Origin of the sequence: Prevotella sp. lc2012, from assembly GCF_900107065.1 — a bacterium.
Classification (GTDB): Bacteria; Bacteroidota; Bacteroidia; order Bacteroidales; family Bacteroidaceae; genus Prevotella.
The window spans coordinates 770,647-785,650 of sequence record NZ_FNUF01000001.1 but is presented as its reverse complement, the minus strand read 5'-3'; the positions used below and the strand labels follow the sequence as shown (position 1 = coordinate 785,650).

Here is a 15,004-nt window from a genome sequence, read left to right as displayed (position 1 = left end):
GACCCGCACTTCGCCGTTGATGACCTTGGCGCGAGTTATGAGCGTCGATTTGTCAAGATAATTACTGTTGTCGTCAAGCGATATGATGGCCTGTGGGAACACTGTTTGGTCAAAAGATGCTAAATAATTCCTAATTCTTAATTCTCAATTCACAATTATTTTGTACTTTTGTAGGCGGTAAGGATAAAACTTGGATTTATGACTCGACTATTAAGATATTGTTTGCTGTTGGTGACTTTCTTCCTGGCTGTCGGCATTGCGTCGGCACAAGTGACGGATTCCATACGTGGCTTGCACAAGGTGAAGAAGAAGGAGACCATCTTCGGCATCTCACGGATGTACGGTCTTTCTATCGAGGAACTGATCCAGGCCAACCCTGAGATGAAGACACCTGGCTACGAACTGAAGAAGGGAACCGTCTTGCAGATTCCATATCCCGGTAAGGCGGCGGTCGCCTCCCAACCAGTCCAGTCGACCTCTAAGAGTCGAGCCGACGATGTGCGCGATCGTGCCATCCGGTTGGGCGTGATGCTCCCCTTGCATGATCTCAATGGCGACGGCAAGCGGATGACGGAGTATTACCGTGGTGTGTTGATGGCCTGCGACAGTCTGAAGAAATTGGGTATCTCGGTGGATGTGCATGCATGGAACGCGGCCGAGGATGCCGATATGCTGAAGATCCTGAAGGACAAGGCGGCAGCGGAGTGTGACCTGATCATCGGTCCGCTCTATTCCAAACAGGTGGCCCTCCTGTCGGATTTCGTCCAGGAGCATGATATCCGTCTGGTGATTCCGTTCTCGATCAATGCCCCACAACTCGCGACCAACCGCAACATCTTCCAGGTGTGGCAGTCGCCGACGGAGATCAACGAGACGACGATCACCCGTTTCATGGAGCGCTTTAAGAAATACCATCCCGTCATCATCGACTGCAACGATTCGACGAGCAGGAAAGGGACGTTCACGACAGGACTGCGCCGACAACTTGAACAGCGTGGCATCGTCTATTCCCTCACGAGCCTGAAGTCGGGCGAGGAAGAGTTCTCGAAGGCCTTCAGTCGTAAGGAGCGTAATGTCGTCATCCTGAACACGGCCCGCTCGCAGGAGTTGGGTGTCGCCTTCGCCAAGCTCAACGGTCTGAAGCATACCTATCCGGAACTGGAGATCTCGATGTTCGGCTATACGGAGTGGCTGATGTACAACCGTGCGCATCTGGAGAACTACTACAAGTTTGATACTTATATCCCCTCGGTATTCTATTATAATCCAGTCTCGCCGGCCACACAACGGTTCCAGCAGAAATACCGTTGGAACTTCCATGCCGACATGCAGAGCGTGCAGCCACGCTTTGCCATCACAGGCTTCGACCATGCCTATTTCTTCCTGAGAGGACTGAACAAGTATGGCATGAAGTTCAATGGGGCAAAGGGTATGTTCGGCTATCTGCCTATTCAGACAGCCTTACAGTTCGAGCGTTATGGCAATGGTGGTCTGCGCAACAGGACATTCCTCTTTGTTCACTATACGCCAGACCATGTGATCGAGACGATTAACTACTAACTGACGGGAGTCAAGGAACGCATTCTGTTTTATGAAGATAGTATTTGAGAAAATGATAGTGGGAAGATGGAAGCTGGTCATGCTGACGTTGGTCTTCGCTTTCCGCTCTTCACTCATCACGTCGTATGCCCAGGTCGGCGAGTATCGTACCGACTTCGCCCTGGGTGTGAACGGCGGATATGTGATGAGTAATGTGTCTTTCGTTACGAAGGTCCCACAGGGATTGTTAGGGGGCCTGACCGGCGGACTGACCGCCCGTTATACGTGTGAGAAATATTTCCATAGCATCTGTGCCGTCGTGGCGGAGGTGAACTATGCGCAGATAGGCTGGAAGGAGAAGATCCTGACGATGGACGACATGCCTGTGCCCTTGCATACGGACGAGACGCAGTCGCTGAGATACTCACGGAAGATGACGTACGTGCAGGTGCCCCTCCTGGCTCGTATGGGTTGGGGACGTGAGCGGAACGGTTTTCAGGGCTTCTTCCAGATAGGACCGCAGATCGGCTTCTATATAAAGGATGAGGTGGATGCCAATTTCGATGTGCGCCAGCCGGCGTTCGATCCAGGCAGGGACTACCCCAGGGAACAGAATCCGGAGTACCAGTACTATGGCAAGCGCGCCTCGCAGGTCGTGGCGCAGGATACCATGACGGTGAAGAACAAGTTTGACTACGGCATCGCCGTAGGTGCTGGTATGGAGTACAGTCATCGTCATCTGGGGCATTTCCTCATCGAGGGCCGTTATTACTATGGACTGGGGAACATCTATGGTGATTCGAAGCGTGACTACTTCGGACGGTCGAACTTCGGCAATATCGTCATCAAATGTACCTATCTGTTTGATATCGTCAGAACAAAAAACACTAAAATAAAATAATTAAAACATGTTCGAAAATCAACCAAAAGGTTTATTCGCGTTGGCATTGGCCAACACAGGTGAGCGCTTCGGCTACTACACGATGCTCGCCGTTTTCGCATTGTTCCTCCGTGCAAACTACGGACTCGATGCTGGTTGGGCAGGGGAGATCTACAGCGACTTCCTAATGCTCGTCTATTTCCTGCCTATCGTAGGCGGTTGGCTGGCCGACCGTTACGGCTTTGGTCGGATGGTGACCATCGGTATCCTCATCATGTTCGCAGGCTACCTGTTGCTCTCAGTGCCCTTGGGCGGTGATACGCTGGCACTGGTCGTGATGCTGGCCGCATTGGTGCTCATCGGTCTGGGTACTGGTCTCTTCAAGGGAAACCTCCAGGTGATGGTGGGCGATCTCTATAATGATCCGAAGTATGCCTCGCAGCGTGACTCGGGCTTCTCGATCTTCTACATGGCTATCAACATCGGTGCACTCTTTGCTCCGACGGCGGCCGTGCGCATCATGGAATGGGCCCAGCAGAACCTCGGCACAAGCGTCAACGACTCTTATCACTTTGCCTTTGCCGTGGCATGTGCCTCACTGATCCTCTCTATTGCCATCTACTATATCTTCCGTGGAACCTTCCGTCATGTGGAGGGCGGCACGAAGAAGGAGGGGGTGCAGGCTGAGGTCGAGGAACTGTCGAAGGAGGAGACGAAAGCGCGTATCGTGGCTCTCTGCCTGGTCTTCGCGGTGGTTATCTTCTTCTGGATGGCTTTCCATCAGAACGGTCTGTCGCTGACCTATTTCGCCGATGAGTTCACGGCTAGGACGTCGACAGGTGTCGAGAGTATGGCCTTCAGCGTGTGGAACCTCGTGGCCATCATCTTTATCGTCTATGCCCTGTTCTCACTGTTCCAGTCGAAGACTGCTAAGGGTAAGGCCATCTCTTTCGCTGTCATCGTGGTGGCTGTGGCCTTCCTGTTCTTCCAGTACGATGCGACGACGGGGCAGATCGTTGCTGTCTCGGCGCCTATCTTCCAGCAGTTCAACCCCTTCTATGTGGTGGCTCTGACACCTGTCAGCCTCGCCATTTTCGGCAGTCTGTCGGCCAAGGGTAAGGAGCCCTCAGCACCGCGTAAGATCGCTTATGGTATGGTTGTGGCCGGACTGGCTTACTGTCTGATGGCTGTCGCCTCGTTCGGACTGCCGATGCCGCAGACGACTGTTGGTGCCGACGGTGAACCCGTGGCCGTGCATGTGGCTGATGTCACACCGCAGTTGCTCATCTATACTTATCTGATCCTGACATTCGCCGAGCTGTTGCTATCGCCGATGGGTATCTCTTTCGTCTCGAAGGTGGCTCCTCCGAAGTATAAGGGTCTGATGATGGGTGGCTGGTTCGTGGCTACCGCCATCGGTAATAAGCTGGTTGGTGTGGGTGGCTATCTGTGGGGTAATATTCCTCTCTGGGCCGTATGGAGTGTCTTTATCGCACTCTGTCTCATCTCCGCCGTCTTTATGTTCTCCATCATGAAACGACTTGAGAAGGTGTGCTGAGCCTGATACCCTTTTTAGTGCTCGTCGCACTCATAACATGTTGCGTTGCCGTTTTCGGTAACGCAACATTGGATGGTGCCAGTCAGGTATCCCTGCTGGTAGCCTCGGCTGTCAGCGTGCTCGTAGGTCATTTCTCCAAGCGACTGGAATGGGAGAACCTGGAGAAGGAGGTGACGGACAAGATTGCCAGTTGTACACCGGCGATCATCATCCTCCTGCTGATTGGTGCCATCGGTGGCACGTGGATGGTATCGGGCATCGTGCCTACGATGATATACTATGGTATGCAGTTGATCCGTCCTGAGGTGTTCCTCGTGAGCAGCAGTGTGCTCTGTGCCTTGGTCAGTCTGATGATAGGCTCGTCATGGACCACTGTCGCCACAATCGGTGTCGCACTGATGGGCATCGGCAAGGCGCATGGCTTTGATGACGGATGGATAGCTGGCTCGATCATCACTGGTGCCTACTTCGGCGATAAGCTCTCGCCGCTGTCGGATACTACCGTACTGGCTGCGAGCGTGTCGGGGACACCGCTCTTTACCCATATCCGGTATATGCTCTATACAACGGTTCCCACCTTCTGTATATCTCTCTCCGTCTTCCTGATAGCTGGTCTGACGATGGATGTCTCCGGACATGGAAACGTGTCAGAGTTCATGGATGGTCTCCAGCGTACCTTCATCATCTCTCCGTGGCTTCTGGTCGTACCTGTGTTGACAGGTATCATGATCGCACGTCGCTGGCCGTCGATGGTCGTGCTCTTCCTGGCTATCCTTCTCGCTGTCGTCGTCGCCTTGATCGTCCAGAGACCGCTCGTCCATTCCATCTCCGGATCGGTTGATGGTGGTCTGCTGGCTTCGTACAAGGGTATGATGCAGGTGTGCTATGGCAGCACAAGCATCGAGACGGGTGTGCCGATGCTTAATGATCTGGTGCATACAAGTGGTATGGCGGGTATGATGCCCACGATATGGCTGATTATCTGTGCCCAGACCTTTGGTGGTGCTCTCACGGCTACGGGACAGTTGCAGGATCTGATGCGGAGGGCTTTACGTTTCGTCAAGGGGGCAGCCTCGCTGGTGGCCTCCACAGTGGGTACGGCGCTCTTCTGTAATATCGCCACGGCCGACCAGTATCTGTCGATCATGCTCTCCAGTTCTATGTTTAAGGATACCTATCGGGAGAGGGGGTATGAGTCGCGTCTGCTGAGTCGTAGCTGTGAGGATGGTGCGACGGTCACTTCCGTACTTGTACCATGGAATACCTGTGGTCTGACGCAGAGCACGGTGCTGGGTGTGGCCACACTGACTTATCTGCCTTTCTGCTTCTTTAATTATCTTTCTCCTCTGACGAGCATCGTCGTTGCCGCCTGTGGATGGAAGATACGTCGGACGAATAATAATCATTAAAAACGATATCGAGTATGTCAATGTTTCTTGGTCTTCTTCTTTCTTCATTCCTCACATTGGTGGAGTATAATGTGGAGAACCTCTTCGATACGCATCATGACGAGGGAAAGGATGATACGGAGTATTTGCCGGATGCCACCCGACAGTGGACGGAAAAGCGTTATTGGAAGAAGTTGGACTGTATAGGGAAGGCTATCCTCTCTTGTTCTGAAGAGGGCATACCCGACCTGGTGGCCTTATGCGAGGTGGAGAATGATGTGACGATGCACGACCTGACTAAACGCTCTCTCCTTCGGAATGCGGGGTATGAGTATGTGATGACTTCGTCGCCCGATGCCCGAGGCGTGGATGTGGCACTGCTCTATTCGCCTTTCACGTTCTCTCTGATCAACTCGTACGGCATCGGTGTGCCGACGATAGAGGGCATGAGACCGACTCGTGATATCCTCTATGCCTGTGGCCAGTTGGTCTCGGGTGATACCTTACATGTGTTCGTGGTCCATGCGCCCAGTCGTCATGGGGGAGAGAAGGCCAGTCGACCGTTCCGACTGCATGCTGCTGATTGTCTGTTGCAGTCGGTGGATTCTATTCGTGCTCTCTCTCCGAATGCTTCAATCGTCATTACAGGCGATTTCAATGACTACCATGATTCTCCTGCTTTGCAACGACTGTATCAGCACGATCTGAGGAACATCAGTAAGGGGGCTTCTGCCCGTTACGGTGTGGAGGGTACCTATCGTTACAAGGGGGAATGGAACAGTCTGGATCATGTGGTGGTATCTCCTGCCGTAGCGGCTAAGGTGGATGCGGCATTCATCCAGTCGGAGAAGTTTTTGTTGGAAAAGGATAAGTTCTATGGCGGTTATCTGCCACGTCGTACCTACAAGGGCATGAAGTATCAGAAAGGGTATAGCGACCATCTGCCACTGGTTACACGATTCCGCTGGTAGCAGACGATCACATAAGATACAGACGAATCAAGGCCCTATGAAGTAGGGCCTTGATTCGTTTATAGTGACAGCATGTTATACGCTTTCGTCTGTGGAATGAAATCCGGACTCAGCAGGTCGCGCTCTGCTTGGTATGACTTGGTCTTGATACCTGCCAGATGGAATAGCATATGACAGACATTATCGGTTGTGAACTCCCGGTCGGCTGCCTGCATGATCGTCTCCCACTCGGTCTTGTGTGACTGCTTCCATTTCTCTGAGCACCATACGATGAAGGGGATCTCTATCTGGTTCCGGATCAGTTCGGGGGTTATCTTGTCCTGACTGAGGATTTGTCGACCGTAGAAGTCACGGTAGTCATAGATCTCTTCACCGTGGTCGGGGAAATAGACCAGCAGTGCGTTGGTCTCCTTCACCATGGTCATGATCTGATGGATGACCGCATCGTTATAACGTGTGGCATTGGCGTATTCGGCGATACGCTGACGACTCTCGTCGTTGAGGTAGGGCGCATCGTCTTTGACATCCTTGGCCGTGAACACCTGATATTCCGGCACGTGAGGATACTGTGTGGTAGCGAGGAAATGCTGACCTCCCAGATGGAAGATGATCAGGTTCTGTTTCCCCAGTCTGCCTTTGGTCTTCTTCTCGAAGTCGGTGATGAGTCCTCCATCATAGGGCGCCCCCGAATCGTTGATAGCCGTATAGGATAACTGTTGGATACGCTCGTTGAACATCACGGAGTTCAGGGTAAAGGCCCAGGCTGCGTCGGGATTCCACTTGTACTGGTTGTCCCAGAGCCACACGTCGTATCCTGCATTCTTGAAGATGGCAGGGAAGTACGGGAAGTCATACCAGCGTTCAGCCTCATGGACATTGTTGCAGCAGAGCACGTTCTTGATGACGATACTGGTCATGTTGTGTGGTGACTTGACACGGTTGAAGGCACAGAGTCTGTCGTTAGCCTGTTCTTCGCATTGATACGGTGTCGTGTCAAGGGGGTATCCGTAGAGTGAGGCATGGTGCTTATTGTAGGACTCGCCGATGACGACGATGATGTTCAGGGAATCCCCGTTCTCACAGCTGACATCCTTGATGGCGTTCTCTGTTGCGGCAATCATATTGTCAAGGTCCTGTCCTGCCAGATGGATGGCATTCAGCGAATAGCACAGATTGGGCATGGGCATACCATAGCGGAAGGGGATGTTCATCAGCCATCGTTCTGCCTCATAGGTGTTTCTGCATCTTATAAGACCGGCATATCTCCCGATGGCTGTGGCTCCGCAGATAACGCCTGTGAGCAAGAAAACAGTCAGCAGACATCTGACGACAGGCAGGTCCAGTCTCTTACTGATCACTTTCTTGAAACGCTCTCCGATGATGATCATCGTCAGCACAATGACGAAAGCGCCAACGGTCTTGAGCATGCCGTCAGTCATCATATAGGTCTTGAAAAAGCCTGAGACCTCCTTCGTGTTCGTCTCAAACATCAGAAGAAGGATCTTTGGCGAGATGTCTGTTCCAAAGGAATACCTCAGGTAAAAGTTCACGATATAGACAACGAACAGTATGACGTACAGGAGAAGATGGATACGGGTCTTCCTGAGAAGGTAACATACGACGTTGATGAGGTATGCCATGAAGATCATCTCCGCATAGCCCGACAGAATGTCGCAAGTCTTATACTCGTGGTAGAGGTGCTGATAGTAGAGAAGGTCGAAACCGCCCAGCATCAGGATGGAAAGAACAAAGAGGGTGATATTCCAATAGACAGGGGTCGTAATACTGGTGATTCCTTTTGTACAGATTTGTTTGATGGTTTGTATGAGCTGATGATTCATGATTCAAATTTGTTTCTGGATGTTAGGCTGTTGTAGACCATATCCTTTCTTTCTATCGACAAACAGCATGGTCACGGCTGTAAGGGCAGCACCAAGTGCTGTGAAACCGAAGATAAGCATCGAAGTCGTATATGTCGGATCGGTCTCGTTGGCGCGTCCTACACAGACAGGGATGATTGTTCGTCCGAAGTTCTGGATGAAGAAGATCATCGAATAGGCGGTGCCGAGACATTTCATGGGGATGATCTTTGGTACACATGGCCAAAGCGCAGCGGGAGCCAGTGAGTAGCCGATGGAGAGAATCACCATCAGTGTGATGGCGATGGCGCTGCTGTGCATGGGGAGCGAGAAGCCGAAGTGGACGGCGGTCAGCATGAGGGCACCTGTGATGACAAGTGTCACGCCTTTTCCATAGCGGTCGTAGATGAGTCCGAAGAGGGGTGTCATCAGGATCGTTCCGAAGGGGGCTATTGATGAGAAGAAACCAGCCAGATCTGCGTCCACGCCATACTTGATCACCATCAGTTTGGTGGAGAACTTCAAGAACGGTGATACGGCGGAGTAAAAGAGTACGCAGAAGAGTGTGATCAGCCAGAATCCCGGATTACGCAAGGTCATGCCGATATCGGAGAAATGGAACTCGTCGCTGCTGTCCTCGGATCTGACAGATAATCCGGCATCGTCGGATCTGTCGAGTCGACGGTCCATCACACAGAACACAAGGAAAGCCAGTAGTCCGATGATCAAAAAGGCCAGACTGATCAGCAAGGGCATCGAGAGCGTGAAATGGCGCGCTATCGGAGCAGAGATGCTGAGCGCGGCGGCCGTTCCCAGTCGGGCCATCGCCAGTTGGATGCCCATGGCCAGGGCAAGCTCATGACCTGTGAACCAGCGTACCATCGCCTTGGCGACAGTGATGCCTGTCATCTCGTATCCCACTCCGAAGATTGCGAAGCCGAGACTCGCCACCATCACGGAGAGCGGAAAGGTAGAATGGAAAAAGGTGAATTGTGCCTGACCGAAGTCGACCGTCACCGCATAGATCTTGATGATGGTACCGATGGCCATCAGACTACAGGCGAGGACACCAGTAAAGCGGATGCCCATCTTGTCGAGAATCAATCCCGAGAAGAACAGCATGAGCAGAAAGACGTTGATCAGTCCGCTCGATCCGGAGAAGAATCCGTAGTCGCTAGGTGTCCATCCAAGACCGCCTGCCTCTTTCGGTAATTCCAACAACGTTTCCAGTGGCGACATGACGTCGTTTACGAAATAGCCCATCATCATGGCTGTTGCTACAATGAGCAGGACAGTCCATCGTGCCATGGGCGAGTCGTTGAGTCGTTGTCGGATTACCTCGGTCACGGTTGTCGCTATTTCTTCTTAACGGGGTCGCAAGTCAGATTACAGCCAAGCTTCTTGAAGATCTTGCGATCTACCTCTGAAAGCATGACCGTGGTGTGTACTTGACAATTGCGAAGCTTCGGCAACTGAGCCAAAGCCTTACGGCAATTCTCATCGTGAGTGGAGAGGACACTGAGTGCTACCAACACCTCGTCAGTATGCAAACGCGGGTTCTTACCACCCAGATATTCTATCTTCGTCTTCTGAACGGGTTCGATGAGACTCTGCGGAATGAGTTTTGCCTCGTGGTCGATCTCTGCCAGATACTTGGTGGCATTGAGTAGAAGAGCAGCACTGCAACCAAGAAGTGGCGTCGATTTGGCGGTGATGATGGTACCGTCCTCAAGTTCGATGGCTGCTGCCTGCAGACCAGTCTCCAGTTTCTTCTCGTAAGCAGCTGTCGTGACAGGGCGGAAAGCAGTGGTTATCTTCGCCTGATTGAAGAGCATGCGGATCTTGTTAACCTCACTCTCGTTGTCTGCGCCATCAGCCATCTTGTTGGTCGCATCGTAGAAACGACGGATGATTTCTTCCTTGGAGGCTTTGCAGCACACTTCATCGTCGCTGATGCAGAAGCCGATCATATTGACACCCATGTCTGTCGGCGACTTGTAGGGATTCTCACCATAGATACCCTCGAAGAGCGCATTCAGTACAGGGAAGATCTCAATATCGCGATTGTAGTTGACAGCCGTCTTCCCGTAGGCTTCCAGATGGAAGGGGTCGATCATGTTCACATCGTTCAGGTCGGCAGTGGCTGCTTCATAGGCGATGTTCACAGGATGCTTCAGCGGCAGGTTCCATACAGGGAAGGTCTCGAACTTGGCATAGCCGGCTCGGATGCCGCGCTTGTTCTCATTGTATAGCTGCGAGAGACAGGTTGCCATCTTACCGCTACCAGGACCAGGAGCAGTCACGATCACCAGCGGACGGGTGGTCTCTACATAGTCGTTCTTTCCAAAACCTTCATCAGATGCGATGAGCTCCACATTATGCGGGTAACCGTCGATGGGGTAGTGGATATACGACTTGATGCCCTCGCGCTGCAGACGGTGACGGAACTGGTCGGCAGCATGCTGACCGTTGTAGTGGGTAATGACAACTGAGCCTACCATGAAGTTACGACTCATGAATTCATCACGCAGACGGAGCACATCCTCGTCATAGGTGATGCCCAAGTCGGCACGTACTTTGTTCTTCTCAATATCCTCTGCACTGATAACAATGAGGATTTCGATGCTGTCGCGTAACTGAGCCAGCATGCGTAGTTTTGAGTCGGGCTTGAAACCTGGTAATACGCGTGAGGCGTGATGGTCGTCGAAGAGCTTACCACCTAACTCCATATAGAGCTTGCCGTCAAACTGAGCAATGCGCTCTTTGATATGCTCAGATTGTATCTTGAGATATTTGTCGTTGTCGAAACCTATTTTCATAATAGCAGTGTATCTATGTGTTGATGTATTCCCTTGTTTACTCCGTGATGTTCGGAAGCTCCAGACCGATGCCTTTCTTACGGTCCACTACCTTAAGGACCAGCCCCAGGAGCAGGGCTGCCACACCCAGTGAGGCGAGCATGACGAGTGGAGCCGTATAATCGTAGCTGACAGCTGCCACATCGGGAGCAATCGTACCGTTCTTCACTCCCTCGACAATCTGCGGGTTGGTCTGGTCGAGCACCTTGCCGATGAGCAGGGGGAACAACCACAGACCGATGTTCTGAATCCAGAAGATCAGGGCATAGGCAGAGCCAATGACCTTAGCGTCAACCAACTTAGGCACTGAGGGCCACAGAGCGGCAGGCACCAGAGAGAACGAGGCACCCAATACGAGTATCGTCGTGTAGGCGATGATGATACCTCCCACGGCACTGTCCTTGAACATCGGCAGTACGAAAGCAAAGGTGAGGTGGCAGGCGATGAGCAGGAGCGATCCCAGTACCAGCATGGATGCAGCCTTTCCGTGATGATCAAGGTAGCTGCCCAGAATCGGGGTGATGAGCACGGCCAGCAGTGGGAATACTGCGAAGATGCTCTCTGCCGACTGGCGCATGAAGCCCATATAGCAATAAGTGATAAGTGCTGCGATTGACAAACCTAGCAAACCGTACTTCAGGTTGGCTTTCTTCTGGAAGTTTGAGGCGAAGCCGGCTGCGGCCACGACTAGCATGATCACATACTGGAAGATTGTTACGCTCGATGAGGCCCAGAACGAGTCGGCGTCAGGTGCCGTGAGTGTGAGGTTACACTGAAGCATATTCACGGCGTACTTCTGGAAGGGGAAAATAGCGGAGTAGTAGAGCACACAAAGCAGTGCCACGATCCAGAAGCCCATGTCGGTCAGTATCTTGCCAAGGTCCGAGATCTTGAAGGGGTCGTCCTTCTCTTCGGCCTCACCAGTCTGAGCGTCAAGTTTCTTGTCCATGAAGAAATAGACGATCGACATGATCAGAGCAATGCACATCAGTACGACACCGAAGGCGACGCTGCGGCTGACGCTGACCTCACCGCCCAGACGGGCAAAGAACGGAGAGAAGATCATACAGGTGGCTACACCCAGACGGGCCAGAGCCATCTCGGATCCCATGGCCAGAGCCATCTCACGGCCTTTGAACCATTTCACGATACCGCGGCTAACGGTGATGCCTGCCATCTCACAGCCACATCCGAAGATCATGAAGCCACAGGCCGCAAACTTAGCTGAGGCAGGCATACCCTCGTAGAAGGGCGATACACCCAACTCATCGAAGACGGGGATGTAGTTGAGGTTGTTGTTAAACCATGTCTCAAGTCCACTTCCCATGAACGCCTCCGTCACCGCATACCATTTCACGCATGCACCAACGAGCATCACTGCGGCAGAGAGTACGGCTGTAAAGCGCACACCCATCTTGTCGAGGATGATTCCTGCGAAGATCAGGAAGAATACGAATACGTTGAGGAAAACCTCTGAACCCTGCATGGTTCCAAAGGCAGTGGAGTCCCAACCGCGAGTCTCTTGCATCAGGTCCTTGATGGGTGAGAGGATATCCATGAAGATGTAGGCACAGAACATGGCTAGTGCCAGAAGAAGTAGCGCTGTCCAGCGCATGGCTGCAGAGTCGCGCAGTGTTTTTTGAATTGCTTGAGTCATTATTCTATTACTTTATATTTTGCATCTATCGGTTTGCTCCGGGGAAACTCCCACTTTGCTCCGGGGAAACTCCCACTTTGCTCCGAGGAAAGTCCCACTTTGCTCCGAGGAAAGTCCCACTCTACTTTAACCAACGATCGAGCCAGTTGAAGAACGTGCGCTGCCAGAGTATACCGTTCTGTGGCTTCAGCACCCAGTGGTTCTCGTCGGGGAAGATCAGCAACTCTGCCGGTATGCCACGCATACGGGCGGCATTGAAGGCACCCATTCCCTGGTTGTAGACGATACGATAGTCTTTCTCGCCGTGGATACACAGGATAGGCGTGTCCCATTTGTCGACAAACTTATGGGGTGAATACTCGTAGGTACGTGTGGCATTAGCGGTCTGATCCTGGTTCCAATAGGCATCGTCGTATTCCCAGTTGGAGAAGAATACCTCTTCTGTGTCGGTATACATCGACTCCAGATTGAAGGCACCGTCATGGGCGATGAAAGCCTTGAAACGCTTGTCGTGGTGACCAGCGAGATAGTAGACGGAGAACCCTCCGAACGAGGCACCCACGGCACCCAGCTTGTCTTTGTCGACATAGGGCAGGTTGTTAGCCGCATCATCGATGGCAGCGAGATAATCTTTCATGCACTGACCTGTCCAGTCGCCAGAGATCTGCTCCAGCCATTCCTGGCCGAAACCAGGTAGTCCGCGACGGTTAGGAGCTACGACGACATAGCCGTGGGAAGCCATGATCATGAAGTTCCAGCGATAGCTCCAGAATTGTGATACGGGACTCTGTGGACCACCCTCGCAGAAGAGCAAGGTGGGGTATTTCTTAGACTCGTCGAAGTTGGGTGGCAGGATAATCCACGTGAGCATGTCTTTGCCATCGGTAGTCTTCACCCAACGCTGTTGAACGGTGGGCTTGCCGAGTTGGTCGAGGATATGCTTGTTCTCGAAGGTGAGTTGCGTGACAGTGGTCTTCTCTGGCTTCTTAAAGGATGGCGTTACCACATAGAGGTCGGCAGGTGCTGTGTAAGAGTGGCGCTCCATGAGCAGCTGACGGCCATTGTTCATCAGGTGGATGGATCCGAAGTCGGCCCAAGTGTTGGTGAGTTGTTTCATTTCACCTTTCCAGTTGACGGCATAGAGATTCTCTGTGGCATGCCATACGCCGATGAAGTAGATCATCGCATCCTTAGAGTCGCTCCATACGAACTCATCGACGTTTGAGTCGAACGATTCCGTGAGATAGCGCTTTTCACTTGTAGCGAGGTTATAGCAGCACAGACGGTTACGGTCGGCCTCATAGCCGTTGCGCTCCATCGACAGCCACGCGATATACTTGCCGTCGGGCGAGAACTGGGGGTTGGTATCGTAGCCTACATTGTTCTTCAGGTTCTCCTCCGCATTGACCTTCTGGTATTTCATCGTCTTGGTAGGGTCGATCTCCGGCTCTACATATCCCTCCGGCTTGCAGAGGTTCTTTGTCTCTCCTGTACCTATATTAAATAGGTAGATGTCGGAGTCGGTGGAGATGGCGTAGTTGATGCCTGTCTTTTTGCGGCAGGTATAGGCGATGGATTTCGAGTCGTTGCTCCATGCCAGTTGCTCAATCCCTCCGAAAGGCTCCATCGGGCACTCGTAGGGCTCGCCCTCAAGGATGTCTATACCGTCTTTGATGCCTTCGGCAGTCACGTCAGCCACAAAGGGGTGTAGAATACTTTCCACATAGTGGTCCCAGTGACGGTACATCAGATCGGTTACCAGTCGGCCCGACGCCTTGGGCAGATCATCCGGGTTCTTCTTGATGATCTCGTTGAAGTCGATCGAGTGGAGCAGAATGACCTTACTGCCATCGGGTGAGAACTTGAAACCTTCGATGTCCTTGGATGTGTTGGATATCTGCTTGCGTTCAGAGCCGTCGGCATTCATCACCCAGAGCTGGCCATCGCACAAGAAGGCAATCTTGCCCTGATACCATGTGGGATCGGTCTCGCTCTTAGAGCCCGTGGTCAGCGTGGTGTTACCTGTACCATCGGCATTGATAACTGCAATCTTCTGTTGGCTCTTGTTGGCCTTGACGCTGTAGTAACCGATCTGGTATACAATCTGCTTACCGTCGGCACTTGCCTCTGCACTACCGATGCGCCCCATCGCCCATAGGGCCTCGGGGGTCATCAGGTCAGTTGACAACTTGATATTCTGTTTTCCGATTTTCACGTCGTCTTTTGCTTTTGAGGTGAGAGGGTGTAGTGTGAGTAATGCGAACAGAACTACGAGGGTTGATATCTTTTTCATG

General features: G+C 52.3%; 10 protein-coding genes. 5 read left to right on the top strand and 5 right to left on the bottom strand.

Going from position 1 to position 15,004, the window contains the following annotated elements; all coding sequences use genetic code 11:
- Positions 1–198: 198 nt before the first annotated feature.
- From BLU99_RS03460 to BLU99_RS03440, 5 genes are read left to right on the top strand one after another with little or no spacing between them, the layout of a single operon-like run.
- Positions 199–1,560, top strand: coding sequence for a PBP1 and LysM peptidoglycan-binding domain-containing protein (locus BLU99_RS03460; RefSeq protein WP_091899755.1), 1,362 nt, complete (start codon positions 199–201; stop codon positions 1,558–1,560).
- Positions 1,561–1,591: 31 nt separating this feature from the next.
- Positions 1,592–2,440 carry a porin family protein gene (locus BLU99_RS03455; RefSeq protein WP_369807691.1) on the top strand — a complete coding sequence of 283 codons (849 nt, stop codon included), beginning with the start codon at positions 1,592–1,594 and terminating at the stop codon, positions 2,438–2,440.
- Between the two features lie 7 nt (positions 2,441–2,447).
- Positions 2,448–3,977, top strand: a complete 1,530-nt coding sequence (locus tag BLU99_RS03450) for a peptide MFS transporter (protein ID WP_091899754.1) — start codon at positions 2,448–2,450, stop codon at positions 3,975–3,977.
- Entirely contained in the window at positions 3,971–5,386 is a 1,416-nt protein-coding gene (nhaC, locus tag BLU99_RS03445; protein ID WP_091899753.1) for a Na+/H+ antiporter NhaC, read from the top strand. Before BLU99_RS03450 ends, nhaC begins: the two co-directional genes overlap by 7 nt.
- A gap of 20 nt (positions 5,387–5,406) precedes the next feature.
- Positions 5,407–6,336, top strand: a complete 930-nt coding sequence (locus tag BLU99_RS03440) for an endonuclease/exonuclease/phosphatase family protein (RefSeq protein WP_091899752.1) — start codon at positions 5,407–5,409, stop codon at positions 6,334–6,336.
- A 59-nt stretch (positions 6,337–6,395) separates the two neighbouring features.
- Here the strand turns inward: BLU99_RS03440 and BLU99_RS03435 are convergent, their stop codons facing one another.
- The 5 genes from BLU99_RS03435 to BLU99_RS03415 form a co-directional block, all read right to left on the bottom strand.
- Complete coding sequence (locus BLU99_RS03435) at positions 6,396–8,177, bottom strand: phosphoethanolamine transferase (protein WP_091899751.1); 1,782 nt, start codon at positions 8,175–8,177, stop codon at positions 6,396–6,398.
- A 3-nt stretch (positions 8,178–8,180) separates the two neighbouring features.
- Positions 8,181–9,542, bottom strand: a complete 1,362-nt coding sequence (locus BLU99_RS03430) for an MFS transporter (RefSeq protein WP_091899750.1) — start codon at positions 9,540–9,542, stop codon at positions 8,181–8,183.
- Positions 9,543–9,550: 8 nt separating this feature from the next.
- Entirely contained in the window at positions 9,551–11,014 is a 1,464-nt protein-coding gene (locus tag BLU99_RS03425; protein ID WP_091899749.1) for a DUF1846 domain-containing protein, read from the bottom strand.
- Positions 11,015–11,051: 37 nt separating this feature from the next.
- Positions 11,052–12,710, bottom strand: coding sequence for an MFS transporter (locus tag BLU99_RS03420; RefSeq protein WP_091899748.1), 1,659 nt, complete (start codon positions 12,708–12,710; stop codon positions 11,052–11,054).
- Between the two features lie 121 nt (positions 12,711–12,831).
- A complete protein-coding gene (locus BLU99_RS03415) occupies positions 12,832–15,003 on the bottom strand; it encodes a dipeptidyl-peptidase Dpp5 (RefSeq protein WP_091899747.1) in 2,172 nt (723 codons plus the stop codon).
- Position 15,004 lies beyond the last annotated feature (1 nt).

Coding starts and splice junctions, on each gene's coding strand:
- BLU99_RS03460 (WP_091899755.1), top strand. CDS start 199: ATGACTCGACTATTAAGATATTGTTTGCTGTTGGTGACTTTCTTCCTG.
- BLU99_RS03455 (WP_369807691.1), top strand. CDS start 1,592: ATGAAGATAGTATTTGAGAAAATGATAGTGGGAAGATGGAAGCTGGTC.
- BLU99_RS03450 (WP_091899754.1), top strand. CDS start 2,448: ATGTTCGAAAATCAACCAAAAGGTTTATTCGCGTTGGCATTGGCCAAC.
- BLU99_RS03440 (WP_091899752.1), top strand. CDS start 5,407: ATGTTTCTTGGTCTTCTTCTTTCTTCATTCCTCACATTGGTGGAGTAT.
- BLU99_RS03435 (WP_091899751.1), bottom strand. CDS start 8,177: ATGAATCATCAGCTCATACAAACCATCAAACAAATCTGTACAAAAGGA.
- BLU99_RS03425 (WP_091899749.1), bottom strand. CDS start 11,014: ATGAAAATAGGTTTCGACAACGACAAATATCTCAAGATACAATCTGAG.
- BLU99_RS03420 (WP_091899748.1), bottom strand. CDS start 12,710: ATGACTCAAGCAATTCAAAAAACACTGCGCGACTCTGCAGCCATGCGC.
- BLU99_RS03415 (WP_091899747.1), bottom strand. CDS start 15,003: ATGAAAAAGATATCAACCCTCGTAGTTCTGTTCGCATTACTCACACTA.